General features: G+C 71.3%; 20 protein-coding genes. 9 read left to right on the top strand and 11 right to left on the bottom strand.

Annotation, left to right across the window (positions count from 1 at the left end; translation table 11 throughout):
* Positions 1-65: 65 nt before the first annotated feature.
* A complete protein-coding gene (locus V6V47_RS10560) occupies positions 66-2,672 on the bottom strand; it encodes a hypothetical protein (RefSeq protein WP_334627910.1) in 2,607 nt (868 codons plus the stop codon).
* Between the two features lie 145 nt (positions 2,673-2,817).
* Entirely contained in the window at positions 2,818-3,291 is a 474-nt protein-coding gene (locus V6V47_RS10565) for a hypothetical protein (RefSeq protein WP_334627911.1), read from the bottom strand.
* A 155-nt stretch (positions 3,292-3,446) separates the two neighbouring features.
* Between V6V47_RS10565 and V6V47_RS10570 the strand changes: the two genes are divergently transcribed.
* Both V6V47_RS10570 and V6V47_RS10575 read left to right on the top strand, forming a co-directional pair.
* Positions 3,447-4,730, top strand: a complete 1,284-nt coding sequence (locus V6V47_RS10570) for an MFS transporter (RefSeq protein WP_334627912.1) — start codon at positions 3,447-3,449, stop codon at positions 4,728-4,730.
* Positions 4,731-4,923: 193 nt separating this feature from the next.
* Positions 4,924-5,691 carry an alpha/beta fold hydrolase gene (locus tag V6V47_RS10575; RefSeq protein ID WP_334627913.1) on the top strand — a complete coding sequence of 256 codons (768 nt, stop codon included), beginning with the start codon at positions 4,924-4,926 and terminating at the stop codon, positions 5,689-5,691.
* 107 nt (positions 5,692-5,798) lie between these two features.
* Here the strand turns inward: V6V47_RS10575 and V6V47_RS10580 are convergent, their stop codons facing one another.
* Positions 5,799-6,491 (bottom strand): histone deacetylase, encoded by a 693-nt coding sequence (locus tag V6V47_RS10580; protein WP_334627914.1) that lies wholly within the window; start codon positions 6,489-6,491, stop codon positions 5,799-5,801.
* A 183-nt stretch (positions 6,492-6,674) separates the two neighbouring features.
* Here V6V47_RS10580 and V6V47_RS10585 point away from each other — a divergent pair, with 183 nt between their 5' ends.
* Complete coding sequence (locus V6V47_RS10585; protein WP_334627915.1) at positions 6,675-8,096, top strand: GGDEF domain-containing protein; 1,422 nt, start codon at positions 6,675-6,677, stop codon at positions 8,094-8,096.
* A gap of 226 nt (positions 8,097-8,322) precedes the next feature.
* Here the strand turns inward: V6V47_RS10585 and V6V47_RS10590 are convergent, their stop codons facing one another.
* Both V6V47_RS10590 and V6V47_RS10595 read right to left on the bottom strand, forming a co-directional pair.
* A complete protein-coding gene (locus V6V47_RS10590; protein ID WP_334627916.1) occupies positions 8,323-9,381 on the bottom strand; it encodes an aspartate-semialdehyde dehydrogenase in 1,059 nt (352 codons plus the stop codon).
* A gap of 5 nt (positions 9,382-9,386) precedes the next feature.
* Positions 9,387-10,652 carry an aspartate kinase gene (locus V6V47_RS10595; protein ID WP_334627917.1) on the bottom strand — a complete coding sequence of 422 codons (1,266 nt, stop codon included), beginning with the start codon at positions 10,650-10,652 and terminating at the stop codon, positions 9,387-9,389.
* A 243-nt stretch (positions 10,653-10,895) separates the two neighbouring features.
* Between V6V47_RS10595 and V6V47_RS10600 the strand changes: the two genes are divergently transcribed.
* Positions 10,896-11,681 (top strand): hypothetical protein, encoded by a 786-nt coding sequence (locus V6V47_RS10600; protein ID WP_334627918.1) that lies wholly within the window; start codon positions 10,896-10,898, stop codon positions 11,679-11,681.
* A gap of 83 nt (positions 11,682-11,764) precedes the next feature.
* Positions 11,765-12,295, top strand: coding sequence for a nitroreductase family protein (locus V6V47_RS10605; protein WP_334627919.1), 531 nt, complete (start codon positions 11,765-11,767; stop codon positions 12,293-12,295).
* A gap of 13 nt (positions 12,296-12,308) precedes the next feature.
* On the opposite strand, the gene V6V47_RS10610 is transcribed toward V6V47_RS10605, so the two are convergent.
* Positions 12,309-13,295 carry an ArsR/SmtB family transcription factor gene (locus V6V47_RS10610; RefSeq protein WP_334627920.1) on the bottom strand — a complete coding sequence of 329 codons (987 nt, stop codon included), beginning with the start codon at positions 13,293-13,295 and terminating at the stop codon, positions 12,309-12,311.
* 77 nt (positions 13,296-13,372) lie between these two features.
* On the opposite strand from V6V47_RS10610, the gene V6V47_RS10615 reads away from it, so the two are divergent.
* A complete protein-coding gene (locus V6V47_RS10615; protein WP_334627921.1) occupies positions 13,373-14,644 on the top strand; it encodes an MFS transporter in 1,272 nt (423 codons plus the stop codon).
* Between the two features lie 237 nt (positions 14,645-14,881).
* The gene (leuA, locus tag V6V47_RS10620) at positions 14,882-16,639 is read left to right on the top strand and encodes a 2-isopropylmalate synthase (protein ID WP_334627922.1); all 1,758 of its coding nucleotides are present in this window, start codon (positions 14,882-14,884) and stop codon (positions 16,637-16,639) included.
* A gap of 123 nt (positions 16,640-16,762) precedes the next feature.
* Here the strand turns inward: leuA and V6V47_RS10625 are convergent, their stop codons facing one another.
* Entirely contained in the window at positions 16,763-18,265 is a 1,503-nt protein-coding gene (locus V6V47_RS10625) for an MFS transporter (protein WP_334627923.1), read from the bottom strand.
* 108 nt (positions 18,266-18,373) lie between these two features.
* On the opposite strand from V6V47_RS10625, the gene V6V47_RS10630 reads away from it, so the two are divergent.
* Positions 18,374-19,024 (top strand): HNH endonuclease family protein, encoded by a 651-nt coding sequence (locus tag V6V47_RS10630; protein ID WP_334627924.1) that lies wholly within the window; start codon positions 18,374-18,376, stop codon positions 19,022-19,024.
* Entirely contained in the window at positions 19,024-19,398 is a 375-nt protein-coding gene (locus tag V6V47_RS10635; RefSeq protein WP_334627925.1) for a hypothetical protein, read from the top strand. The genes V6V47_RS10630 and V6V47_RS10635 overlap by 1 nt, the downstream gene beginning before the upstream one ends.
* Positions 19,399-19,452: 54 nt before the next feature.
* Here the strand turns inward: V6V47_RS10635 and V6V47_RS10640 are convergent, their stop codons facing one another.
* The 4 genes from V6V47_RS10640 to V6V47_RS10655 all read right to left on the bottom strand — a co-directional run bounded on the left by V6V47_RS10640 (position 19,453) and on the right by V6V47_RS10655 (position 23,624).
* A complete protein-coding gene (locus tag V6V47_RS10640) occupies positions 19,453-20,553 on the bottom strand; it encodes an ABC transporter ATP-binding protein (protein ID WP_334627926.1) in 1,101 nt (366 codons plus the stop codon).
* Positions 20,550-21,536, bottom strand: coding sequence for an ABC transporter ATP-binding protein (locus V6V47_RS10645; RefSeq protein ID WP_334627927.1), 987 nt, complete (start codon positions 21,534-21,536; stop codon positions 20,550-20,552). The genes V6V47_RS10640 and V6V47_RS10645 overlap by 4 nt, the downstream gene beginning before the upstream one ends.
* Before the next feature lie 55 nt (positions 21,537-21,591).
* Positions 21,592-22,551, bottom strand: a complete 960-nt coding sequence (locus tag V6V47_RS10650; RefSeq protein ID WP_334627954.1) for an ABC transporter permease — start codon at positions 22,549-22,551, stop codon at positions 21,592-21,594.
* 65 nt (positions 22,552-22,616) lie between these two features.
* A complete protein-coding gene (locus V6V47_RS10655; protein WP_334627928.1) occupies positions 22,617-23,624 on the bottom strand; it encodes an ABC transporter permease in 1,008 nt (335 codons plus the stop codon).
* Between the last annotated feature and the right edge of the window lie 46 nt (positions 23,625-23,670).

A 23,670-nucleotide genomic window follows, 5' to 3' on the forward strand; every position in this document is an offset into this window, starting at 1 on the left:
ACACCATCGGGGGGAACGGCCGGAGCCGGCACCGTCTGACGGTGCCGGCTCCGGGGGCACGCGGGTCAGGACCCGGCGATGAAGTACCCCGCTTCGTCGACGATCACGTGCGCCTGGCCCGAGCTGTTGTTGAAGAGCGACACCTTGTTGTCCGTGCCGACCCCCACGATCGCGTGGTTGGAGGCGGTCTCACCGGCGACGTAGTTGACGTTCGAGGCGCTCGGCAGGGCCGCATCCTTCGGGTAGGCGGTGAGAACACCGGCCGTGGTCGGTGCGGTGACGGTCAGGTTCGCCACCAGCGCCGTCGGCTGCAGGCCGGTCGCGCCACGGCGGGGATCGATGTACTGAACGACGGCCTCGTGCCACTCCTGCGGCCCCAACGGCCGTCCTTCACCCTCTCGGGTGTCGAGGATCCGTCGTGAGTCGAGCGGCACGAAGACGTCCGTGGCCCCGCCGCCGAACCATCCGCCAAGGTCGGCCACCACGTGGGTACGCCCGGAACTGACGTTCTGAATGGAGACCTTGCCGTTCACCACCGGAACCATCACCAGGTTGGGGATGGTCTGCCCGGCGACGAAGTTCAGGTTCGACGCCACCGGAACCGCCGTGCCGTACGGATGCACGGTGAGCACCCCGCCGGTCGTCGGAGCGGTCACGGTGACGTTGAGCACGACGGCCGTCGTACCCGATGGGATCTTGCCGGTCAGGTCGAGCGTCCGTCCGGTGTTCGGGGCGAACGCCGTGCTGCCGGCGGCTCGACTGTCCAACACCCGCAGTGGGGCGATGGACCGGAACCCGGAGCCGTCGGCGGAGTAGTAACCCTGCAGGTCGACGACGACGTGCACCGTGCCGCTGGAATTGTTGGTGATGCTCAGGCCGGCGTCGGACATCGGCACGGTGACCAGGTTCGGCACCGTCTCGCCCGCGACGAAGTTGACGCTCGACACGTTGGTCGGCGAGCCCGACGGATAGACCCGCAGGAACCCGCCAGAGGTCGGCTGAGTGACGGTCACGTTCACCACGACCGCGCTGATGTCCGCGGCCGGCACCCCGTTGAGCTGCGGGATCGACACCCCGACGGATCCGTTGGCCCGGATCGGCGCGGTGCCGGTAATGCCGGTTCCGTTACGGGTGTCCAGCACCCGCAGCGGCGCCAGCGGCGTGTAGGCGGCACCCAGCACGGCGCAGGTGTCGGAGGAGTACCCGTGGGTCGTCCGGAAGTCGTCGAAGCTGACGTAGTGGCTCTCGCAGGCCGTGCCGGCCCGACGGAATCGGTGATCCTCCGGCCCGATCGGCACCAGCCGGCGGCGGCGCTCGTCGCTCCACATCCGCGACACCTTGCCCACCGGGCCATCCGTGGTCCAGACGGTGGTGACCGACAGACCGACGGTCACGTCCAGCGGAGTGCCGCCGACCTTGCGCCGGACCGGATCCTCCTTGACCGTCACCGGACCCTGCGCCTCGACCGCGCCCCGATCGTGGTAGCCCGTGCCCGTGCCGGTGTTGGTCCTCATTGGATGGTCGGCGTGCGGGTTGTCCAGCAGGTCGGTGCGGGAGACACCCTCGGCGGTGGCGTCGGCCGAGTCGATGGCCGGCGAGTTCCAGCCGATCTCGTAGTACGGCCGCTGCGCGCTGGCCGCCGCCCGCAGCCACGGCGTCGCCGCGATGTCGTGACCGCCCTGACCGGTCGCGGCGACGAACTCCGGCAGGCTGGTGTATTCGGTGGCACCCCAGCGGTAGAGCGGACCACCGCTGGCCGGCTCGATCAGGTTGTAGTCCGCTGCGGTCTGCGCGACGCTGCCCGCCGACACGGCGATCGCGGTCGCCTCCGACGGCACCTCGCACGCCTCGGCATCGCTGAGCGCACCGGTCGCGGTCTCCAGGATGTTGTTCCGGATCGACACGCCGGGCGAGTCGCCGACGACGTCGATCGCCAGCGTGCAGTCGGTCTGGAGCGTGTTTCCGACGATCTTCGTGCCCGGCGCGTCGCGCACCGTGATCCCGCTCTGCGTGAACGTACTGGCGGTCACCAGCGCCCCGGTCACCCCCGGATCCACCACGAGGCCGCTACTCGGCCGGAAGGCACTTCGGCTGACCGTCACATCCCGCGAGGCACCGGTGATCCGCACGGCGGCGGGCGCGGCGTACTCCGCCGCGACCAACCGGTCGAGAGTGATCCGAGAGGAATCCTCGACGAGGACAGCCTCGGCCGTGCCCTCGCCGTAGCTCAGGAAGCCCTCGAGAACTACGTCGTGGACGCCGGTCAGGGTGAATGCGCTCTCGGTGCCGTTGCCGCCGCGCTGCTTGCCCACCTTGACCTCGGTGACGCCGGAAGCCGGCCCACTCGTCGCCCGGAAAGTGATCGGCGCGCTCTCCGTCCCCGAGCGGTTGATCACCACCGACTCGCGGTAGTCACCGGCCTCGACCAGCACGGTCTGACCAGGCCGGACCACTTCGACAGCCTCGGAGATGGTGCAGAACGGGCTGGAGGCGCTGCCGTCACCGAGGTATGCACACGGGGACGAACGGACGTACACCTCGGGACCGACGACAGCCGCCGCCGGCGCTAGGGCAGGCACGGCCTGCGCGGATGCGGGCGCAGCGGGGCCCACCAGGGCCGCGCCCCCGATCAGTGGTACGAGCGCGATCCGCGCCCAACTTCGGATAACCATCGATTTACCCCCGTGACGAACGATCAGACAAACTCGCGGAGGTTACCGTGACCGCCACCAATGTGGGCAGCGGCGACTGGGTCGGGCCCCAGACCGAACGGCTAAAGAACAGAGCCCCATGGCGCAGCGGCCGTTCGGGCAGCCGTCAGTCCTGCCGTTCGGTGCGCTCGATCTCGGCGAACGCCGCGCTCAGGTAGCCCTCGACCGGCCGAGCCGACGCCGCCAACAGATCGGCCACCAGTAGTGGCCCGTGCGCGGCGATCGCGACCGGGTCGGGGGGCGAGTCGTCCTCGCCCGGGTCGTACACGCCGAGCGCGCCGGCCAGCAGGACCAGCACGACGTGCGGGTCGACCTCCGGTCGCCACGGTGCCGCCGCGCGAACGCACTGCTCCAGCACCTGCCGGACGTCGTCGCCGTCCAGCCCGTCCGGGTGGGTCTCCTCGAGCAGCAGCCGCACCACCGCGCCGAGGACAAGGCCCGAGCGGTCGGCGGTGGCGAGCCGTGCGGTCGCCACCGCGTACGCCTCGCTGTCCTGGGCCTTCGCGGCCTCGACCGCGTCGGTGGTGGCGCCGGCGATCTCGCGGGCCGAAGCGGGCAGGTGTCGCCAGGTCACGCTCACCGAGCCAGCATGGCAGAGCACACCGACAGCTCCTACGCGCACCAGCCGACCTCGACGGCCCATGACGTGTCCTCGGTCACGGACCGGTCGGCGATGCCTGCGAGCCGCCGTAAACGGTTCGCAAAACGTCACCCCCACACAACAGAATCGCGGACATGTTGCGTCGTGCCCTGCCCCGCCGTCCAGAAGCCCGCCGGATCCTCGTCGGCACCCTGCTGTCGGCGATCGGGCGGGGTCTGACCCTGCCTTTCCTGTTCATCTACCTGACCGACGTACGCGGACTCACCGACACCCACGCAGGACTGGTGATCGGCTGGTACGGGGCGGTCACCCTGGCGCTGTCGCCGCTGGGCGGGACGCTGATCGACCGGTTCGGCGCCCGCCGGGTGGTGGTGCCCTGTCTGCTGATCGAGGCGGTGGGCACCGGCTCGCTGTCGCTGGTCCACTCGACCGGCTCGGCGCTGCTGGTGATGACCGTGGTTGCCATCGGCAGTTCGGCGATCTGGTCCGGGCAGAACACCATCCTCGCCTCGCTCACCGACGACGGTGAGCGGCAACGCGTCTTCGGGCTGAACTTCGCCCTGCTCAACCTCGGTATCGGCATCGGCGGCATGACCTCCGGCGCGATCGTCGACACCGCCCGACCTGGCACCTTCCAGACGATCTATCTGCTGGACGCGGTCAGCTACGTGATCCCGGCCCTGATTCTGCTCACCCTGCCGGGCGTCGGCCACCGGCTCGGCAGCTTGGCGAGAGGCGAAAAGGGGTCGACCGGCGGCTACCTGACCGTGCTCCGCGACCGGCCGTTCCGCCGGCTGGTCATCTTCGGTCTGATCCTCACCACCTGCGGGTACGCCCAGATCGAGGTGGGCTTCGCCGCGTACGCCGTGCGGGTCGCCGAGGTGGGCCCCCGGGTGGTGGCCTGGGCGCTCGCGGCCAACACCGTGATGATCGTGCTGGCCCAACTTGTGGTGATCCGCCGGATCGAGGGGCGCAGCCGTACCGGCGCGCTCGTCGTGGTCGGGGCGGTCTTCGCCGCCGCCTGGCTGGTCCTCGGCGTTGCCGGCGTCGTCAGCACCGACAACGCCGTACTGGCTGCCCTCTGCGTGGTGACCTGTTCGGCGATCTTCGGCTTCGGCGAGACGATGCTGTCGCCGGTCATGCCGGCGCTGACCAACGCGCTGGCCACCGACGAACTGCGCGGTCGCTACAACGCCATGAGCTCGATGATCTTCGGCATCAGTGGCGTGATCGGCCCGGTGACCGCCGGCCCCCTGATCGGTGCCGCGAACGGCATGGTCTGGGTCGCGGTGGTGGTCGGCGGCTGCCTGGTCGCCTCGCTGGTGGCGCTCTCACTGCGCCGGCTACTCACCGTCGAGCAGGACGGCCGGACCACGCCCGACACGACCTCTACTGAGCCTGCACCCACCCACGCCTGACCACCCACGCGCCCACGCCACGCAGCGCCGCACTCGATGTGGGCGGCGGCGCGAACGGAGGCTGCGGGTGCCGGCGGTCTGCCGGAAATGGTCGGTCCCCTGGTCTAGAAAGGACGGGACAGCCAGCAAGGACGGGACCGGCAGCGCGGACGGAGGCGACACGGTGAGCGGAACGACTCCCAAGGTGGAGCAGGTGCGATCGGCGGATGGCACACCCATCGCGTACGAGCGGTCCGGCGATGGGCCACCGATCATCCTGGTCGGCGGGGCGTTCAACGATCGCAACACGACCCGGGCGCTCGGTGCCGAGCTGGCGTCGGACTTCGGCGTGTTCGGCTACGACCGACGGGGCCGGGGCGACAGCGGTGACACCACGCCGTACGAGGTCCGCCGGGAGATCGAGGACCTGGCTGCCCTGATCGCGGCGGCCGGCGGCACGGCAGCGCTCTACGGGGTCTCCTCCGGTGCCATCCTCGCTGCTCTCGCCGCGGCCGACGGCCTGCCGGTGACCGGGCTCGTCCTGTTCGAGCCGCCGTTCCAGGTTGGCTCGCACGTCGGCATCCGCGAGGACATCACGGCCCGGCTGACCGAGCGGATCGCCGCTGACGACCGGGACGGCGCGGTGGAGACCTTCCTGACCGATTCGGTGGGGCTGCCGGCCGAGGCGGTCGCCGGGATGCGGGCACAACCGATGTGGGGCTCGCTGACCGCGATCGCGCACACCCTGCCGTACGACGCACTGGTGAGTGCAGGTGGGCGGCTACCGGTCGAGCGGCTTGCGGCGATCACCGCGCCGACGCTCGCGGTGGACAGCACCAGCAGTCCGCAGTGGCTGCGTGACGGCAGTCGGGCCACCGCCGAGGCGGTTCCCGGCGGGCGGCACGTCAGCCTGGAGGGCGGCTACCACGACGTACCGCCGGCGACGCTCGCCCCCGCGCTGCGCGAGTTCCTGCTCGGCTGACGACTGCGGCGGCGTCCGGCCGCCGGCCCGCGCACGGGCCGGCGGCACGCGTCGGCCCGTCAGCGGAACGTGTACCTGCCTCGGCTGACCCACGGGCGGGAGTCCGGTTACGCCGGTCCGCCGGCGGCGAGCGCCTCGGTGACCAGGGTCGCGACCGAGGCGGGCGACCAGCCGGCCACGACACCGGGCCGCTGCGCCAGGTAGCTGGCGATCCGCTCGGCTGGCCAACCGTGCGACTCCCGCAGCCCCGTGGCGATCATGCCGAGATAGACCGGCGCCGGTGGCCGACACCGCACGGCGGACGCCGGCTCCGGGGCGGTGAAGGTGAGCATCGGGACGCCCGCGCGGTGACCCGGGCAGACCAGCGTCTCGTAGCGTCCCGGGCCGAGCGTGGCCCGCCCGTGGGCGACGGCTGTGGCGATCGCCTCCCCGGTGGCCGGAATCAGGTCGGCGGTGTCGCCCGGTGGCCGGTACATCTCCTGCGCCGCGATGTCGGTGAACTGCTCGAGGGTGATCAGATAGGCCCGGGCTGCGGCGAGGCCCGGCAGGTGAGGGTCGTAGAACGCCATGCCACCGGTCCAGGCACGGGACTCGCCAGCGAAGTAGATCCCGCCGGGCATCGACACCGGCACCGACCGGCTCGGTGGACGGCGGTCCCGGCAGCCTGGGTACGTCCGCCGTCCGCCGGGCGGACAGCCGCCAACGATGTACCACGCCAAACGGGCGGCGTGCATGTTCGAGCCGTACGCGACGTACCAGACGAGTTCTCTCTCGGTGCCGACCACGGCGGACCTCCGCATGGGCTCGACTCCTCCGGGCCGGGACCTCCACGCTAGCGCCGGAGAAACCTCTACCCACAGGCTGCGTCCACAGCCTGTGGATGGCACATGTGTACGAACCAAGCTGATCTCCGCTGCCGTGAGTACGCTTGATCTCGCGGCGCGGCGCCGGCCGGCCCCTCCCCTACCTGGAACGACGTGCGAGTGGATCATCAGCGAGTCATCCGTGACGTCACCGTCCGCCTGCCGATGGCGTCGACCGCGCCGGAGGCCTGTCGGTGGACGGTCACCGCGCTGTCCCGCTACACCCCGGCGACCATCTCGGTGTTGCTTCAGGACCACGACCGGCTGCGCTGCGTCGCGGCGACCGGCGCCTGGCAGGTCTTCGCCACCGTGCCGTCGAAGACCGGGATCGTCGGCCGGGTGTACGCCACCGGCACCGCCGCCGTCGTCCCGGATGTCACCGTCGACCCCGACTACCTGCCGGTCCGCCCCGATGTGACCGCGGAGCTGTGCGTGCCGGTGCTGGACCCGGCGGGCCGGGCGATCGGTGTGCTCGACCTGCAGTGGAGCGCGCCGGTCGACCTGGACCCGTGGCGGGAGACCGCGCAGCGGCTGGCCGCTCGACTCGGCGCGCGAATCGTCGCGCTCGGTGGCCCGCCAGCGGAGACTCGCAGCGAGAAGTTGCTGCGGCACGTCGCCTCGCTCACCTCCGCGCCGACCGAGTGGGAGTTGCTGGGCGTGGCGGTCCACGCCGCCCGTGAGGTGTCCACCCTCTCCACCGCCGTCCTGCTGATCACCGATCCGGAGGGCGCCCGGCTCGCACCGCCGCCGCCGGTCCTCGGCGAGTTGGAGACCCGGGTCCGCGCCGAGTTGTCCGAGGCCGGTGCGGCCGCGCTCGGGCGGATGGTCCGCCGGGCGCACCGGTACGGCGCCGGTTACACGCTGGGCGAGACGGGGCACCCGCCGACCGAGGACTATCGGCCGCTGACCCGGGCCGGCGTGCGCACGCTGGTCGCCGTTCCGGTCGGGCCGCAGGACGCCGGAGGGGTGCTGCTGGTCGCGGACGAGCGGCTGCTGCGCCCGGACCCGACCATGGTCAGCCTGATGGAGTTGCTCGCCGGGCAGGCCTGGACCAGCTTGGATCGGCTACGCACGCTGGACCAGCTAAGGGAGCAGGCCAGCTCCGACCCGCTGACCGGGTTGCGGCACACCGGGCCGTTCGGGCAGCGGATCGCGGCGGCGACCCCCGGGCGTACGGCCCTGCTGGCGATCGACGTCGACGGCTTCAAGACCGTCAACGACACGTACGGCCACCAGGCCGGTGACCGGGTGCTGGTCGGGCTGGCCCGGGCGCTGGAGGGCGCGTTGCGGCACGGCGACGAGCTCTACCGGATCGGTGGCGACGAGTTCGTCGCGGTGATCGAGGTGAGCCGCCCGGAGGAGGCGGTCCGGATCGCCGAGCGGCTGGCCGAGGCGGCCCGGCGTACGGGTCGCACGATCAGCGTGGGCGTGGCGCTGCCCCGACCCGGCGAGTCTCCCGATCGCACCCTCCGCCGAGCCGACCAGGCCCTCTACGCGGTGAAACGCCACGGCCGCGACGGCGTCCACCTAGCCGCCGCCTAAATCCACCCCACCCCACCCCGCCTCACCCTCACCCCGCCTCACCCCGCCCCCCGGCGTCGCCCCGCCCCGCCGCCCGGCGTCGCCCCGCCCCACCGCCCGGCGTCGATCTAGGGCATATCGCTGTGCTGGGAGATCAGCTCACGACAAAGTTCCCTAGATCGACGCGCTCAGAGAGGCGGGAGGGAGGGAGGGAGGGAGGGAGGGAGGGAGGGAGGGAGGGCCGGGGTCAGTTGGTCAGGTCTTTGGCCAGGAGCTCGGCGATCTGCGCGGTGTTGAGGGCTGCGCCCTTGCGGAGGTTGTCGCCGGTCACGAAGAAGTCCAGGGCGCGCGGGTCGTCCAGGGCGCGGCGGATGCGGCCGACCCAGGACGGGTCGGTGCCGACCGCGTCGATCGGCATGGGGAACTCCCCGGCCGCCGGATCGTCGACCAGGATCACCCCGGGGGCGTTGCGGAGCGCCTCACGAGCGCCCTCGGCGTCGACCTCGGTGGCGAAGACCGCGTGCACGGCCACCGAGTGGCCGGTCACCACCGGCACCCGGACACAGGTGGCGGAGACCTTGAGGTCGGGCAGGCCGAGGATCTTCCGCGACTCGTTGCGGACCTTCATCTCCTCGGACGACCAGCCACCGTCGGCCGACGAGCCGGCCCACGGCACCACGTTGAGCGCGAGCGGCGCCGGGAACGGGCCCAGATCGTCGCCGACGGCCTGCCGTACGTCGCCGGTGCGGGAGCCCAGCCCTCGATCTCCGGCGACCTTGGTGAGCTGGTCGTGCAGGATGTCGACGCCGGCCCGGCCGGAGCCGGAGACCGCCTGGTAGGAGGCGAGCACCAGCTCTCGCAGGCCGTACTCGCGGTGCAGCGGTGCGACTGCGACGATCATCGCGAGGGTGGTGCAGTTGGCGTTCGCGATGATGCCCCGCGGCCGGTTGCGGACCTGCTCCGGGTTGATCTCCGGAACCACCAGTGGGACGTCCCGGTCCATCCGGAAAGCGCCGGAGTTGTCCACGGCGATCGCGCCCCGGGCGACGGCGACGGGTGCCCACTCCGCGGCGACCTCGTCGGGCACGTCGAACATCGCGACGTCGACCCCGTCGAACGCCTCGGCGGTCAGCCCCTGGACGGTGAGTTCCTCGCCCCGGCAGCGCACCCGCCGCCCGACGGAACGCTCGGAGGCGAGCAGCCGGATTTCGCCCCAGACGTTGCGTCGCCCGGTGAGCAGCTCACACATCACGGTGCCGACGGCACCGGTCGCTCCGACCACGGCGAGGGTGGGCAACGCCGACATCGGCGCTACCTACCCGTCCCCGCGTAGACCACGGCTTCGATGTCGCCGCCCAACTCGAACGCGTCGTGGATGGCGCGGACCGCCGCGTCGAGGTCGGTGTCGCGGCAGACCACGGAGACCCGGATCTCGGAGGTGGAGATCATCTCGATGTTGACCCCGGCCGCACCGAGCGCGGCGAAGAAGCCGGCGGCCACGCCGGGGTGTGAACGCATGCCGGCGCCGATCAGCGAGACCTTGCCGACGTGGTCGTCGTACAGCAGGCCCTTGAACTTGACCGGCTCCTGGATCTTGCTGAGCGCGGCCATGGCGGTCGGGCCGTCGGCCTTGGGCAGGGTGAACGAGATGTCCGTCCGGCCGGTGCCCTCGGTGGAGACGTTCTGCACGATCATGTCAATGTTGATCTCGGCGCCGGCGACGGTGTCGAAGATCCGCGCGGCGGCGCCCGGCTCGTCGGGCACCCCGACGATCGTGATCTTGGCTTCGCTGCGGTCGTGCGCGACCCCGGTGATCAGTGCCTGCTCCACGGGAAGGTCCTCCATCGATCCGGTGACCATCGTGCCGGTGTTGGTCGAGTATGACGAACGGACGTGGATCGGCAACCCCGCCCGACGGGCGTATTCCACGCTACGCAGGTGCAGCACCTTCGCACCGCAGGCGGCCAGCTCCAGCATCTCCTCGTAGGTGATGTGCCGGATGTGCCGGGCGTTGGGCACGATCCGCGGGTCGGCCGTGAAGATGCCGTCGACGTCGGTGTAGATCTCGCAGACATCGGCGTGCAGCGCGGCGGCGAGCGCCACGGCCGTCGTGTCCGAGCCGCCGCGGCCCAGCGTGGTGACGTCCTTGGTGTCCTGCGAGACGCCCTGGAAGCCGGCCACGATGACCACCGAACCCTCATCGAGCGCGCCCTTGAGGCGCCCCGGGGTGACATCGATGATCCGCGCGCGGCCGTGCACCGAAGTGGTTATCACGCCGGCCTGCGAGCCGGTGAACGAGCGGGCTTCGTACCCCAGGTTGTGGATGGCCATGGCCAGCAGCGCCATGGAGATCCGCTCCCCGGCGGTGAGCAGCATGTCCAGCTCGCGGCCCGGCGGCAGCGGGCTGACCTGGTTGGCCAGGTCGAGCAGCTCGTCGGTGGTGTCCCCCATCGCGGAGACCACCACCACCACGTCGTCGCCGGCCTTGCGGGCGGCGACGATGCGCTCGGCCACCCGCTTGATCCGCTCGGCATTGGCGACGGAGGACCCGCCGTACTTCTGCACCACGAGTGCCACGACGGTGCACTCCCTCCCAGCGACCCTGAGCGTGCCGACGCCGCCGGAACCGGGGCCGGCGGCGCGTGTCAGACCCCTTGAGGGTATCCGGCGGCACGGGAGGCCGGGTCGGGTGATCCCACCATCCGGCGCCGCCGGGCCGCCGTCGGTGCCGCCACCCCCGGGGTACGCGGGCCCGACACGCCGGACGAGCGGGGAACGCACCGGTCGCCACACGCCGCCCGTACCCACCAGAATGGGCCGGTGCCCGTCCTCATCCGCTCGGCCGGCCGCGTGCTCGGGCCACTCGTCCTCGCCCTGCCGGTGCTCCTGGCCGCCTGCACCAGCGAGCGGCCCTCGCCCCCGCCACCGGCGGACCCGGGGCCGGTCGAGGTCGACGCTGCCCGGGACGAGCTGGCCGCGCTGGCCGCAGCCGCCCAGGACCGCCATCTGGTGGCGCAGTACGCGTTCAGCCGGCGCGGCGAACCGGACCGCACGATCTCGTTCACCAGCGCGAACGACGGCAGCTGGCGGGTCGACGTGCCGGGTGGCGCGCTGGGCGGCACCGCCGACGTGTCGCTGGCCGCCAACGCTGATGGCCTGTTCCAGTGCGCCCTGCCCTCGGCCGACCGCCCGGATCCGGCGCGCTGCGTACGCCTCGGCGAACGCGACGACGCCCTGCCGCGCCGGGTGGATCCCCGAGTCCAGCACCCGCTCACCGACTGGCTGGACGTGCTCACCGACCGCCGGGCGCCGCTCGCGGTCTCGCCGGCCGACCCGCCCCAGGGCCTCACCGGCACGTGCTACTCGGTGGACTCCACCTCGGCCTCGCTCAACGCCCCGCTGGACGTAGGGATCTACTGCTACGACCGGGACGGCACTCCGACCGGGGTCCGGACCCAGACCGGGACGCTGAAGCTGGTCGCCCCGCCCGGCCCTGCGCCGGCAACCGTGCAGCTTGCCGGTCCCGTGGTCGTGGATCAGGAGCCCCTCGACACGGCGGCTCCGCCGACACCCGAGCCAACCGACAGCCCGACCGGAACGCCCTGATCTTCATCCCGTTACGGGTGCTCTTGCCCACATTTGGCATCCCCGAATCGGGGGCCGAATCGCCCATACCGGACGATCAGCGTATGGCCGATCTCACCCCGCTCCTCGCCTACCGCTGGAGCCCCCGGGCCTTCGATCCGAGCGCCGGCCTGACCCCGGACGAGGCAGCTTCGCTACTCGAGGCCGCGCGCTGGGCACCGTCGGCGGAGAACGGGCAACCCTGGCGGTTCGCGCTCGGTCACCGGGACGACGAGACCTGGAAGCGGATCCTCATCAGCCTCCCCGTCGGTGACCAGGGCTGGATCCGGCACGCCGCGACCCTGGTGGTGGGCGCGCACACCGGTGCCGATGCCGAGCGGGCCGCGTACGACCTGGGTCAGGCGATCGCGCACCTGACCGTGCAGGCCACCGCGCTGGGCCTGCACGTGCACCAGCTCACCGGCTTCGACCGGGCCTGCCTCGCCGCCGAACTCGACCTGCCCTGCGGCGTCCGCCCGCTGGTGGTCGCCGCCGTCGGACGGCTCGGGGACCCGTTCGCTCTCCCGGCCGACCTGTGTGCACGGGAGACCGGGCTGCGTCACCGGCGTCCGGTCGCCGACCTGCTGCTCCGCTGACCGCCCCGTCGGGTCACCCGCCACGGCTGGCGCGGAGCAGGACCGACCCGGCATCGGTGTTGCGATAGAGGACGTGCCGGCCCTGCCGCACACGGGAGACCAGCCCGGCGTGATGCAGCGCGGAGAGGTGCTGGGAGACGTTCCCGGCGGACATCCCGGCGAGTCGGGCGAGGTCGGTGGTGGTTGTCGCCGTGTCGAGCAGGTGGAGCAGCATGGCCCGCCCGGGACCGACCACCCGCGCCAGCGGATCACCGGGCGGCGGCGCGGTCGCCTCCCAGAGCGTTCCGACGGCCCGGACCGGGTACGCCCCGGCCGGCAGCGAATCCTCCAGCAGGTTCCACAGCACCCGCCGGTCGGTGAACACGCCCGGATTCAGCGCCAGCCCGCGCCCGCGAAGGTCGAAGTCCCGCTCGAACGGGTCGTCGCTGACCACCCGATCGCCGAGCCAGCGCAGGCTCGGGTGGAGCTGCTCGAACAGCCGGGCGGCACCGCCCTCGGCGAGCTGAGCGGCACGGTACGCGACGTCCGCGTCGAGCAGCGCGCGCATCCGCGGCCAGTCCGGGGCGATCGCCTCGTCGTACCAGACCCGCACCGCGTCGACGAGCTGCGGCAGCAGCCCGCGGGGATCGGTGAGCAGGGCCCGCCCGAACGGGCTCAATGGTCGGCTCGGGGTGGTCGCCAACAGATCCTGGACCACCATGGCCGGCGGCGTCGACGCGATCTGGTCGAGTTGCTCGGCCATCTCCACGTTCGGGCGGGCCGCCGGGGTGAGGAAGTCGGGCAGCCAGCCACGCGGCCGGGTCAGCTCCACCAGCGGTCGGATCCGGTCGGCTACCTCGGGGCGACGCAGAGTCACCCGGGCCCGGTCGATCCAGGGCAGGTGCACCGGGTAGCGGACCGGGCTGGCCAGTGCCCACATGCTCATGACCGTCTCGTTGGCCGGCGACACGGCGAGCCGCACTCCCGCCACGTCGGCCAGACTGAACCGCAACTCGGACACGTCCACCCCCGGCCCAGGATTCGATCCAGCCTAAAAGACTCGACCGAGGCCATGGGGGCACGGTTCACTTCCCGGCCATGGGGGCCAGAGAAACCATCCGCACCGTCGTCCGAAACGTCGTACCGCCGGCCGGGCTGACCCGCGCGTTGGCCGTGCAGGCCATGGTCTACGCCATCGGCAGCGGCCTGTTCCACGCCGGCAGCGCCGTTTTCTTCACCCGGGCGCTGGGGCTCAGCCCGGCCCAGGTGGGGCTGGGGCTGTCCATCGCGGCAGGGGTGTCACTGCTGGGTACGGTGCCGCTGGGCGGGCTCACCGACCGGTACGGACCACAGCGGGTCTGGGTGGTCGGGCTGGTGCTGGACGCGGCGCTCTTCGCGAGCTACCCGCTCGTGGGCGGCTTCGCCGGGTTCCTCGCCGTGGTGGTGGCGTTGGCCGCCGTCGACGCATCGACCGGCGTGGCCCGCCAGGTCTACTCGATCAACGCGCTGCCCCCGGCCGAACGGGTCACGGCGATGGCGTACCAACGTTCGTTGCTGAACGTCGGGTTCGGGCTGGGTGCGGTGATCAGCGGCTTGGTGCTGGCGGTGGACACGATCGCGGCGTACCGGGGGATGGTCTGGTTCATCGCGGCGGTCTTCCTGGTGACGGCCCTCTTCGTGCGGCGACTGCCCCGGCTGGCCCAGGCGGCCCGGTCGGCGGAGCCGATGAGCCGGCTCGCCGTGCTACGGGACCGCCCGTTCATGGTGGTGTCCATGCTCTCCGGGCTGCTCACTGCCCACCAGACGCTCTACCTGACGGTGATGCCGCTCTGGATCCTCACCCACACCGACGCCCCGAAGGCGGTGATCGCCGGGCTGGTCCTGCTCAACACGGTCCTGATCGTGCTGCTTCAGGTGCGCGCCAGCCGGGGCGCCGACACCGCGCCGGGCGCGGCCCGGGCCTCCCGCCGGGGCGCCCTGCTGATCGCCCTGTTCTGCCTGGTCCTGCCGATCTCCGGGGTCACCCGGGGCCTGCTCACCGTGGTGGTGCTGGTGGCCGCCGCGACGCTGCTGATCGTGGCCGAGCTGATCGAGTCGGCGGGCACCTGGGGGCTCACCGCGGCCCTGCCGCCGGCGGCCCAGCGCGGCGCGTACGTCGGGGCGTTCCGGCTCGGCACGCAGGTGCAGTACCTGATCGCCCCGGCGGGGTTGACCGCACTGGGGGTGACCACCGGCGGCTGGGGTTGGTTACCGGCAGCAGCGATCTTCACGCTGGTCGGGCTGGCGATCGTACCCGCGGTGGCCTGGGCCGGACGGACTCCGCGGCTGGCTGCCGACGACCCGGAGCAGGCCATGACACCGGTCCCATAGTCCGGACCTGCCTTCCCACCTCCCCTTCCATCACGTAGGGTGACGTGGTCATGTGGCGGGCGCTTCTTCTCCTTAGCCGCCGCGACGAGGCCTGACCGGCCGGCACCTCGTCGCGGAGTTGCATCGCGCCGTCCAGCACATCTGAGCTTTCCATCGGCATCGCCGCGCATCGTCGCCCGGCCTCTCGCCGACACCTTCCGATCTGCTGACGCCACATGTTCCAGGGAGCACTCCGAGATGGCTCAACCTGTCACCGACGCTGAGACTGATCCGATCGCCCGGCAACGCCCCAGCCGGATGCCGTACCACCGCTACCAGCCGTATCGGGAGCAGTTCCGAGTCGACCTGCCCGACCGCGCCTGGCCCACCCGGCACGTCGACGCCGCCCCGCGCTGGTGCGCGGTGGATCTCCGCGACGGCAACCAGGCGCTGATCGACCCGATGTCGCCCGAGCGCAAGCGACGGATGTTCCTGCTGCTGGTCCAGATGGGCTACAAGGAGATCGAGGTCGGCTTCCCGGCGGCCAGCCAGACCGACTTCGACTTCGTCCGGCAGCTCATCGAACAGGACATGATCCCGGACGACGTGACCATCCAGGTGCTCACCCAGTGCCGCGAGCACCTGATCGACCGGACGTTCGAGTCGCTGCGCGGGGCCAAGCGGGCGATCGTGCACTTCTACAACTCGACCTCCACCCTCCAGCGTCGGGTGGTCTTCGGCCTGGATCGGGACGGCATCACCGACATCGCCACGTCCGGCGCGCGGCTCTGCCAGAAGTACGCCGAGATCCACACCCCGGACACCGAGATCCACTACGAGTACTCGCCGGAGTCGTACACCGGCACCGAGCTGGAGTACGCCGTGGAGGTCTGCGCCGCGGTGATCGAGGTGATCAACCCGACGCCGGACCGGAAGCTGATCATCAACCTGCCGGCCACCGTCGAGATGGCGACGCCCAACGTCTACGCCGACTCCATCGAGTGGATGCACCGGCACCTGCCGCGCCGGGACAGCCTGGTGCTGAGCCTGCACCCGCACAACGACCGGGGCACCGGCGTGGCCGCCGCCGAGCTGGGCCTGCTCGCCGGCGCCGACCGGATCGAGGGCTGCCTCTTCGGCAACGGCGAGCGCACCGGCAACGTGGACCTGGTGACGCTGGGGCTCAACCTCTTCTCCCAGGGCATCGACCCGATGATCGACTTCTCGAACATCGACGAGGTCCGGCGGGCCGTCGAGTACTGCAACCAGCTCCCCGTGCACGAACGCCACCCGTACGCCGGCGACCTCGTCTACACGGCCTTCTCCGGCTCGCACCAGGACGCCATCAAGAAGGGCTTCGACGCCCTCGCCGTCGACGCGGCGGCGGCCGGCGTACCGCTGGCCGAGCACACCTGGGCGGTCCCCTACCTGCCGATCGACCCGAAGGACCTGGGCCGCACCTACGAGGCGGTCATCCGGGTCAACTCGCAGTCCGGCAAGGGCGGCATCGCGTACATCATGAAGAGCGAGCACCAACTGGACCTGCCCCGCCGGCTCCAGATCGAGTTCTCCGGGGTGGTCCAGCAGGTCACCGACCACGATGGTGGCGAGGTCGACCCGGCCGCCATGTGGGAGATCTTCGCGACGCACTACCTGCTCGACCACCAGCCCGACCCGGCGGTCCGGCTGGCGGGCTACACGATCGGCACCGCCGAGGGCAAGGTCGAGATCGAGGCCCAGGTCGGTGTGGCCGGCGAGCGGCGGTCGCTGACCGCGGTCGGCAACGGCCCGATCGACGCGTACGTCAACGCGCTGCAGTCGGTCGGGGTGGGCGTGCGGGTGCTCGACTACCACGAGCACGCGCTCTCCTCCGGTGGGGACGCGCAGGCGGCCGCGTACGTGGAGTGCGAGGTGGACGGCCGGACGGTCTGGGGCGTCGGCACCGACGCCAACATCGTCACCGCCTCGATCAAGGCGGTCACCAGCGCCGTCAACCGGGCTCGCAGCGCCGGCTAGGACCGTCGCCTGGCGCCCCGCGCACCATGGTGAGCGGTATACCTCAGAGGCATGAAGATGACTCTGAGGTATACCGCTCGCGGCGCAATGCGCCCCCGAGGGCTCGGGCGATGACCCGCCCCCTCACCTGGGCTGCGCCGGAGGTGTGGCGGCGGGCATCGAGTGGCAGGGCTGCGACGGCGGAGCCGACCGGGGTGGCCGGTGAACCAGGACGAGGGCCAGCACCGCGCCGGCCAACAGCAACCCGGCGCACCAGACCATCGAGCCGCGGAACGCGTCCGTCAGCTCGTCCTTCTGCGCGTACCCTTCGCCGGACAGGCCGACGAGCAGCGGCAGTGCGGCCACCGCGAGCAGGCCGCCGGCCCGGGACGCGGCGTTGTTGAAACCGCTGGCCACCCCGGAGAACCGGTCCTCCACCGCGGCCAGCACCGACGCGGTCAGCGGCGCCACCACCAGGGTCAGCCCCAGACCGAAGAGCAGCACGCCGGGCAGCACGTCGGTCCAGTAGGACGCGCCCGGTCCGACGCCGCGCAGCAGGAGAAGGCCGGCAGCGGCCACCACCGGCCCGATGGTCAGCGGCAGGCGCGGGCCGATCCGTGCCGACAACGCACCGGCCCGCGCCGAACCGATCAGCAGCAGCACCGTCATCGGCAGCAGCGCGATCCCGGTGCGGAAGGCCGACCATTCGACCACGTTTTGCAGGTAGACGGCGAAGAAGAACGTGAAGCCGCCGAGCGCCGCGTACACCACCACGGTGAAGATGTTCAGCACCGAGAAGAGCCGGCTGCCGAACAGGCCGGTGGGCAGCATCGCCGCGTCGCCGCGCCGCCGCTCCAGCAGCACGAAGGCCACCGCGGCCAGCACCCCGAGCAGTGCCGCGACCAGCACCGGCACCGAGCCGAAGCCCCGAACCGGTGCGTCGATCAGGGCGTACGTGACGCCGGCCAGCGCGAGCGCGCCGAGCAGCGCACCGGCCACGTCGAACCGGCGGCGGGTGCGGCTCGGCCGTTCGGTGCGGGAGGCGTTCTCGTCACGGCTCTCCGGCACCCACCGCAGGGCGGCCAGCAGCACCAGCACGGCCAGCGGCAGGTTGAGGAAGAAGATCCACCGCCAGGACAACGCGTCGATCAGCCAGCCACCGATGAACGGACCCAACGCGGTGGACACCCCGGACAGCCCGGCCCAGGCGCCGATCGCCCGGCCGCGGTCGTCCGGATGGAAACTGGCCTGGAGCACCGACAGCGACCCCGGAGTGAGCAGCGCGCCGCCGGCACCCTGGAGGAACCGGGCCGCGATCAGCCAGCCGGTGCCCTGGGAAACCCCGCACAGCACCGAGGCGACGGTGAACCAGACCACCCCGATCAGGAAGATCTTTCGCCGCCCGAAGCGGTCCCCGAGCGCGCCGCCCAGCAACACGAACGCCGCGAGCATCAGCAGGTAACCGTTGACGGTCCATTGCAGATCGGCCACGTTCGCGCCGAGATCCTCGCCGAGCTTCGGCAGGGCCACGTTGACGACCGTGCTGTCCAGAAAGACCATGCCGGAGGCGAGCACCGCGGCGAGTAGCGTCCCACGGCCGGCGGCGGTGCCCATCCGCAGCGCGGGCGCCGGTGCGGGTGCTGTCATTCCACCAATCTGCCTTGCATCATGTGGGAGACGCCACGAAACGCCGAAACCATGCCCGGGTACCGTGCGCAATCGCCCGGGAGCCCGCAAGCTGAAGAGGTGTCGTCTGTGCGTACCAGATCAGGATCGCGCGCGGCAGTGGCCGCGCTCGCCGCGGCGCTGACGCTCGGCGTAGCTGGTTGTGTCCCTCCGGACGAGCCGGGCGCGGCACCACCGAGCGGCGGTGGCAACGGCAGCGGCAACGCCGTGCAGCAGCTCGGCCAGCTCACCGTCGCCACCGCCGGCTCGATGAAGGGCTACAGCCGGGAGCATTTTCCGCACTGGCGGAACACCGGCAAGAACTGCGACGTGCGGGACAGCATCCTGCAGCGCGACGGTAAGGACGTGAAGCTCTCCGGCTGCAACGTGGTCGGTGGTCGCTGGGAGAGCGTGTACGACGGGCGCGTAGCCAACGATCCCTCCGAGGTGGACATCGATCACATGGTGCCGTTGGCCAACGCGTGGCGCTCCGGTGCCGACGAGTGGGACGACGCAAAGCGTGGCGACTTCGCCAACGACACCACCCGGCCGCAGCTCTTCGCGGTTTCGGCGACCTCCAACCGGGCAAAGGGTGATCAGGACCCGTCCCAGTGGAAGCCAGCGAACCGGTCGTACTGGTGCCAGTACGCTCAGCACTGGGTGACGGTCAAGCACCACTGGCGGCTGACGATCACGCCTGCCGAGAAGGCCGCCCTCACCGACATGTTGGAGGGCTGCTGATGAGCGAGGAACCCGCCACAGGCACCGGCGCCGCCACCGCCGGCATGACCGCCGACGGTAAGGCCGAGAGCCCGGCCGCCGTACCCGGGGCCGGCATGGTCGCGGATTCGAACGGCGCCGGTGGCGCACAGAGCCGGACGGCCGACATCGTTCCGGGGCCGGGCGGCGTGATGACCGACGAGGTGGGCGTGGTGACCGGTGAGCTGACGCTGCGCACCAGCTACGCCGACGGCCGGGTCACCCTGAGCGTGCAGTACAAGGACGCCGACGAGTGGTATGCGGTGACCGGTGGCTCCGCGCCGCTGGCCGACGCGGCCGGCCTGGCCGCGGTGCACGGCATCGCGGTGGGGCTGCTGCACCGCCCCGAGGGCTGAGTCTGACGAAGCACCGCCGAGGGGCCGCCCGATGCCGGGCGGCCCCTCGCTGCGTTACGGCGTCGGAATCAGCTCACCCGGCGGGTCGACCGGGCCGGTGCTGTCGGCCGGGCGCACCAACTCCGCCTCGACCTCGTGGGGCCGGATCTTGCCAGCGGTGATGTCCTCGGCGAAGTGGCAGGCCACCCGGTGCCCGCCGACCACGTCGCGCAGCGCCGGCCGCTCGTCGGCGCAGCGGGTCGGCTGCGCCCACGGGCACCGGGTGTGGAACCGGCAGCCCGACGGCGGGTTGGTCGGCGACGGCAGGTCACCGGCGAGCAGGATCCGCTCGCGGCGGTCCTCCACCAGCGGGTCGGGCACCGGCACCGCGGACATCAACGCCCGGGTGTACGGGTGCATCGGCTCGCGGTACAGGTCGTCGCTCGACGCCTCCTCCACCAGCCCACCCAGGTACATCACGCCCACCGTGTCGGCGATGTGCCGGACCACCGCCAGGTCGTGCGCGATGATCAGGTACGTCAGACCGCGCTCGTTCTGGAGGTCCTCGAGCAGATTCAGCACCTGGGCCTGAATCGACACGTCCAGCGCGGAGACCGGCTCGTCGGCGACGATCAGATCCGGGTTGAGCACCAGGGCCCGAGCGATGCCGATCCGCTGGCGCTGCCCGCCGGAGAACTCGTGCGGGTACTTGCTCAGCGCCGAGGCGGGCAGGCCGACCGCTTCGAGCGTCTCGCGAAGCTTTCGGTTGGTCTCGACCTTGTCGCCGGCCAGCCCGTGCGCCTTGAGCCCCTCCACCAGCAACGACTCCACCGACTGGCGGGGGTCGAGGCTGGACAGCGGGTCCTGGAAGATCATCTGCATCCGGCGCCGGGCGTGCCGCATCGACTCGCCCTTGAGCGCGCGGACGTCGGTGCCGTCGAAGATGATCTCGCCGTCGGTCGGCTCGACCAGCCGCAGCAGGCCCCGGCCCAGCGTCGACTTGCCGCAGCCCGACTCGCCGACCAGGCCGTACGTCTCGCCCGCCTGGATGCTCAGCGAGACGCCGTCCACCGCGTAGACGTACCCGACGGTGCGGTCGAAGAGCAGGCCGCTCTTGATCGGGAAGTGGACCTTGACGTCGCGCAGTTCGATCAGGGGCTTGGTCTCTTCGGTCACGGGACCGCCACCTCCTCGGAGACGGGGTTGTTGCAGCGGAGGTCGCCGCCGGTGGCGGTGTGCTCGAGCGGCGGAGCGCCCTCGAGGCAGGCGTCCACGACGTGGTCGCAGCGCGGCGCGAACGCGCATCCCTCGGTCCACGGGATGTTGTCCGAGACCGACCCACGGATCGCGTGCAGCCGCTCGCCGCGCGGCGAGTCGAGCCGAGGCACCGAGCTGAGCAGCCCGTGCGTGTACGGGTGCCGGGCGTGCGCGAACAGATCGTGCCGCCGGGCCCGCTCCACGACCTTGCCGCCGTAGAGCACGTTGACCGTGTCGCAGAGGCCGGCCACCACACCCAGGTCGTGCGTGATCATGATCAGCGCGGTGCCGGTCTCGTCGACCAGTTGCTTGAGCAGCGTGAGGATCTGCGCCTGGATGGTCACGTCGAGCGCGGTGGTCGGCTCGTCGGCGATCAGCAGCCGGGGCTTGCAGGCCAACGCGATGGCGATCAGGGCGCGCTGACGCATACCGCCGGAGATCTGGTGCGGGTATTCCTTGAGCCGCCGCTCCGGGTCGGGGATGCCGACCGCGTCGAGCAGCTCGCGGGCCTCCCGCAGCGCCTGCCTGCGGTCGCGGCCCTGGTGCCGCTCCAGCACCTCGGCGACCTGGATGCCGATCGGGATGACCGGGTTCAGCGAGGAGAGCGGGTCCTGGAAGATCATGCCGATCTCCCGGCCACGCCGGTCCCGCATGTCGTCCGGCCGCAGCTTGAGCAGGTCGGTGCCCTCGAAGAGCACCTCCCCGCCGACCTTGTTGCCCCGCTTGGGCAGCAGGCCCATGATGGCCAGGCTCGTCACGCTCTTGCCGCAGCCGGACTCACCGACCAGGCCGACGGTCTGCCCCGGCTCCACCGTGAAGCTGACCTTGTCCACGGCCGTGAAGGGCCGCTCGCCGCGTCGTTGGAACACGACGCTCAGGTCTCGGACGTCGAGCAGGCTCATCGGGTCACATCCTCTCGCCGGCAGGAGCCGGCCGTGCTGGTCGCGAGCACCGCCGTCACCGCCGGTTCTTCGGGTCGATCGCCTCGCGCATGGCCTCACCCAGCAGGGTGAAGCCGAGCGCGACCACGATGATCGCGAGCGCCGGGTAGTAGGCCAGCTCCGGGCGGACCTCGAAGTAGCGCTGACCGTCCACGCCGAGCATCAGGCCCCACTCGGCCCGGTTGATGTCCGGGTCGCCGAGGCCCAGGAAGGAGAGCGCCGCGGCGTCCAGGATGGCGACCGCGAAGGTCAGGGTGGCCTGGACGATCACCGCGGTCAGCGAGTTGGGCAGCATGTGCCGCAGCACGATGTTGCGCTGCTTGACGCCGAGCGCGCGGGCGGCGAGCACGTGGTCGCTCTCCCGCTGGGCCAGCATCGAGCCGCGCAGCAGGCGGGCGAAGATCGGCACGTTCACGATGGCCACCGCGAAGATGACCGTCCACTGGCTCGACCGGCTGGCCATCGCGACCAGGGTGATCGCGAGCAGCAGGCTGGGCAGGGCCAACATGACGTCGGTGAGTCGCATCAGGACCACGTCGACCCAGCCGCCGAAGGCACCGGCGATCGCGCCGATCAGCACGCCGAGGGCGAGGCCGATGAGGGTCGCGAGGACGCCGACGAAGAGCGTCTGCCGGGCGCCGTAGATCATCCGGGACAGGAAGTCCCGGCCGAGCGGGTCGGAGCCGAACGGAAACTCGCCACTGGCACCCGGGATGGTGTCGACGGTGAGATTCTTCGTCAGCTCGTCGAACCGCTGCACCGGGTCGTGCGGGGCGATCAGCGGGGCGAAGATCGCCACCAGGATGAACAGCCCCACGATGCTGGCCCCGACGATGGCGACCGGGTTGCGCCGAAGGCGGCGTACGGCGTCCCGGACGAGGCTGACGCCGCCCCGGTCCGAGGCGCTGGCCCGGGACAGCTCGTCCAGGCGAGCCTTCTTACGGTCGCCGAGCAGGCCGATGCTGCGCTCGCTCATGCCGGGGCGTGGCTTGTCGTCCCCACTGCGGGGAGCCGGCGTGCCGGCCTGGGTGATCGGGTCACTCATCGCACACGCACCCTCGGGTCGATGAAGGCGTAGGAGAGGTCGACCAGCAGGTTGACCACCACGAAGACCAGGGCGGCGAGCAGGATGATCGCCTGGAGCACCGGATAGTCCCGGCCGCCGCTGATCGAGTCGGTGATCAGCGTGCCGATGCCGCCCCAGTTGTAGACCTTCTCGGTCAGCACCGCGCCGGAGAGCAGCGCGCCGGTCTGCAGGCCGATGGTGGTGACCACCGGCAGCAGCGCGTTACGCAGGATGTGCCGGCCCCGGATGGTGCGGTTCCGCAGGCCCTTCGCCTCGGCGGTCCGCACGTAGTCCTCGTTGAGCACGTCGAGCACACTGGCCCGGGTGATCCGCACGATCACCGCCAGCGGGATCGTGGCCAGCGTGATCGCCGGCAGGATCAGGTGCCACAACGCGTCGGCGCTGGCGTCGAACTCTCGGGTGAGCAGGCCGTCGAGCACGAAGAACCCGGTGACGTCGGTGTTGTCCAGACCGGTGGTGAGCCGTCCCGACGGCGGGAACCAGTGGATGTTCTGGGTGAAGAAATCCTTGAGCAGGTAGCCCAGGAAGAAGATCGGGATCGAGATGCCAAGCAGGGTGCCGGCGATGGTGAGGTTGTCCAGGGATCGCCCACGCCAGCGGGCGGCGAGGTAGCCCAGCGGCACCCCGAGGCCGACCGCGATGATCATCGCGGCGACAGCCAGCTCGATGGTGGCCGGGAAGGCGCGGCTGAGGACCTCGGTGACCGGGTCACCGGACCGGATCGAGTTGCCGAAGTCTCCGGTCACCACCCGCTGCATGAACTTGCCGTACTGCACCAGGATTGGTTGGTCGTAGCCGAGCGCCTTGATCAGCAGAGCGCGGCGCTCGGGCGTGGCCCGCTCACCGAGCAGCGCCTCGACCGGGCCGCCGGGCAGGTTCCGCAGCCAGATGAAGATCAGCGCCGACAGCGCTATCAGGGTCACCACCAACTGCAGTAGGCGGCGGACTATGACTCGCAACATCTCTCACACACCAAACTCTCGATAATCGCGGAATCGGCCCGGGCCG

This window comes from Micromonospora sp. CPCC 205539, assembly GCF_036906815.1.
Classification (GTDB): Bacteria; Actinomycetota; Actinomycetes; order Mycobacteriales; family Micromonosporaceae; genus Micromonospora.

Excerpts from the sequence above, each read along its gene's own strand:
- V6V47_RS10615 (WP_334627921.1), top strand. The coding sequence starts at position 13,373 with ATGGGGGCCAGAGAAACCATCCGCACCGTCGTCCGAAACGTCGTACCG.
- V6V47_RS10570 (WP_334627912.1), top strand. The coding sequence starts at position 3,447 with ATGTTGCGTCGTGCCCTGCCCCGCCGTCCAGAAGCCCGCCGGATCCTC.
- V6V47_RS10625 (WP_334627923.1), bottom strand. The coding sequence starts at position 18,265 with ATGACAGCACCCGCACCGGCGCCCGCGCTGCGGATGGGCACCGCCGCC.
- leuA (WP_334627922.1), top strand. The coding sequence starts at position 14,882 with ATGGCTCAACCTGTCACCGACGCTGAGACTGATCCGATCGCCCGGCAA.
- V6V47_RS10645 (WP_334627927.1), bottom strand. The coding sequence starts at position 21,536 with ATGAGCCTGCTCGACGTCCGAGACCTGAGCGTCGTGTTCCAACGACGC.
- V6V47_RS10580 (WP_334627914.1), bottom strand. The coding sequence starts at position 6,491 with ATGCGGAGGTCCGCCGTGGTCGGCACCGAGAGAGAACTCGTCTGGTAC.
- V6V47_RS10655 (WP_334627928.1), bottom strand. The coding sequence starts at position 23,624 with ATGTTGCGAGTCATAGTCCGCCGCCTACTGCAGTTGGTGGTGACCCTG.
- V6V47_RS10605 (WP_334627919.1), top strand. The coding sequence starts at position 11,765 with ATGGCCGATCTCACCCCGCTCCTCGCCTACCGCTGGAGCCCCCGGGCC.
- V6V47_RS10650 (WP_334627954.1), bottom strand. The coding sequence starts at position 22,551 with ATGAGCGAGCGCAGCATCGGCCTGCTCGGCGACCGTAAGAAGGCTCGC.
- V6V47_RS10590 (WP_334627916.1), bottom strand. The coding sequence starts at position 9,381 with ATGTCGGCGTTGCCCACCCTCGCCGTGGTCGGAGCGACCGGTGCCGTC.
- V6V47_RS10560 (WP_334627910.1), bottom strand. The coding sequence starts at position 2,672 with ATGGTTATCCGAAGTTGGGCGCGGATCGCGCTCGTACCACTGATCGGG.
- V6V47_RS10635 (WP_334627925.1), top strand. The coding sequence starts at position 19,024 with ATGAGCGAGGAACCCGCCACAGGCACCGGCGCCGCCACCGCCGGCATG.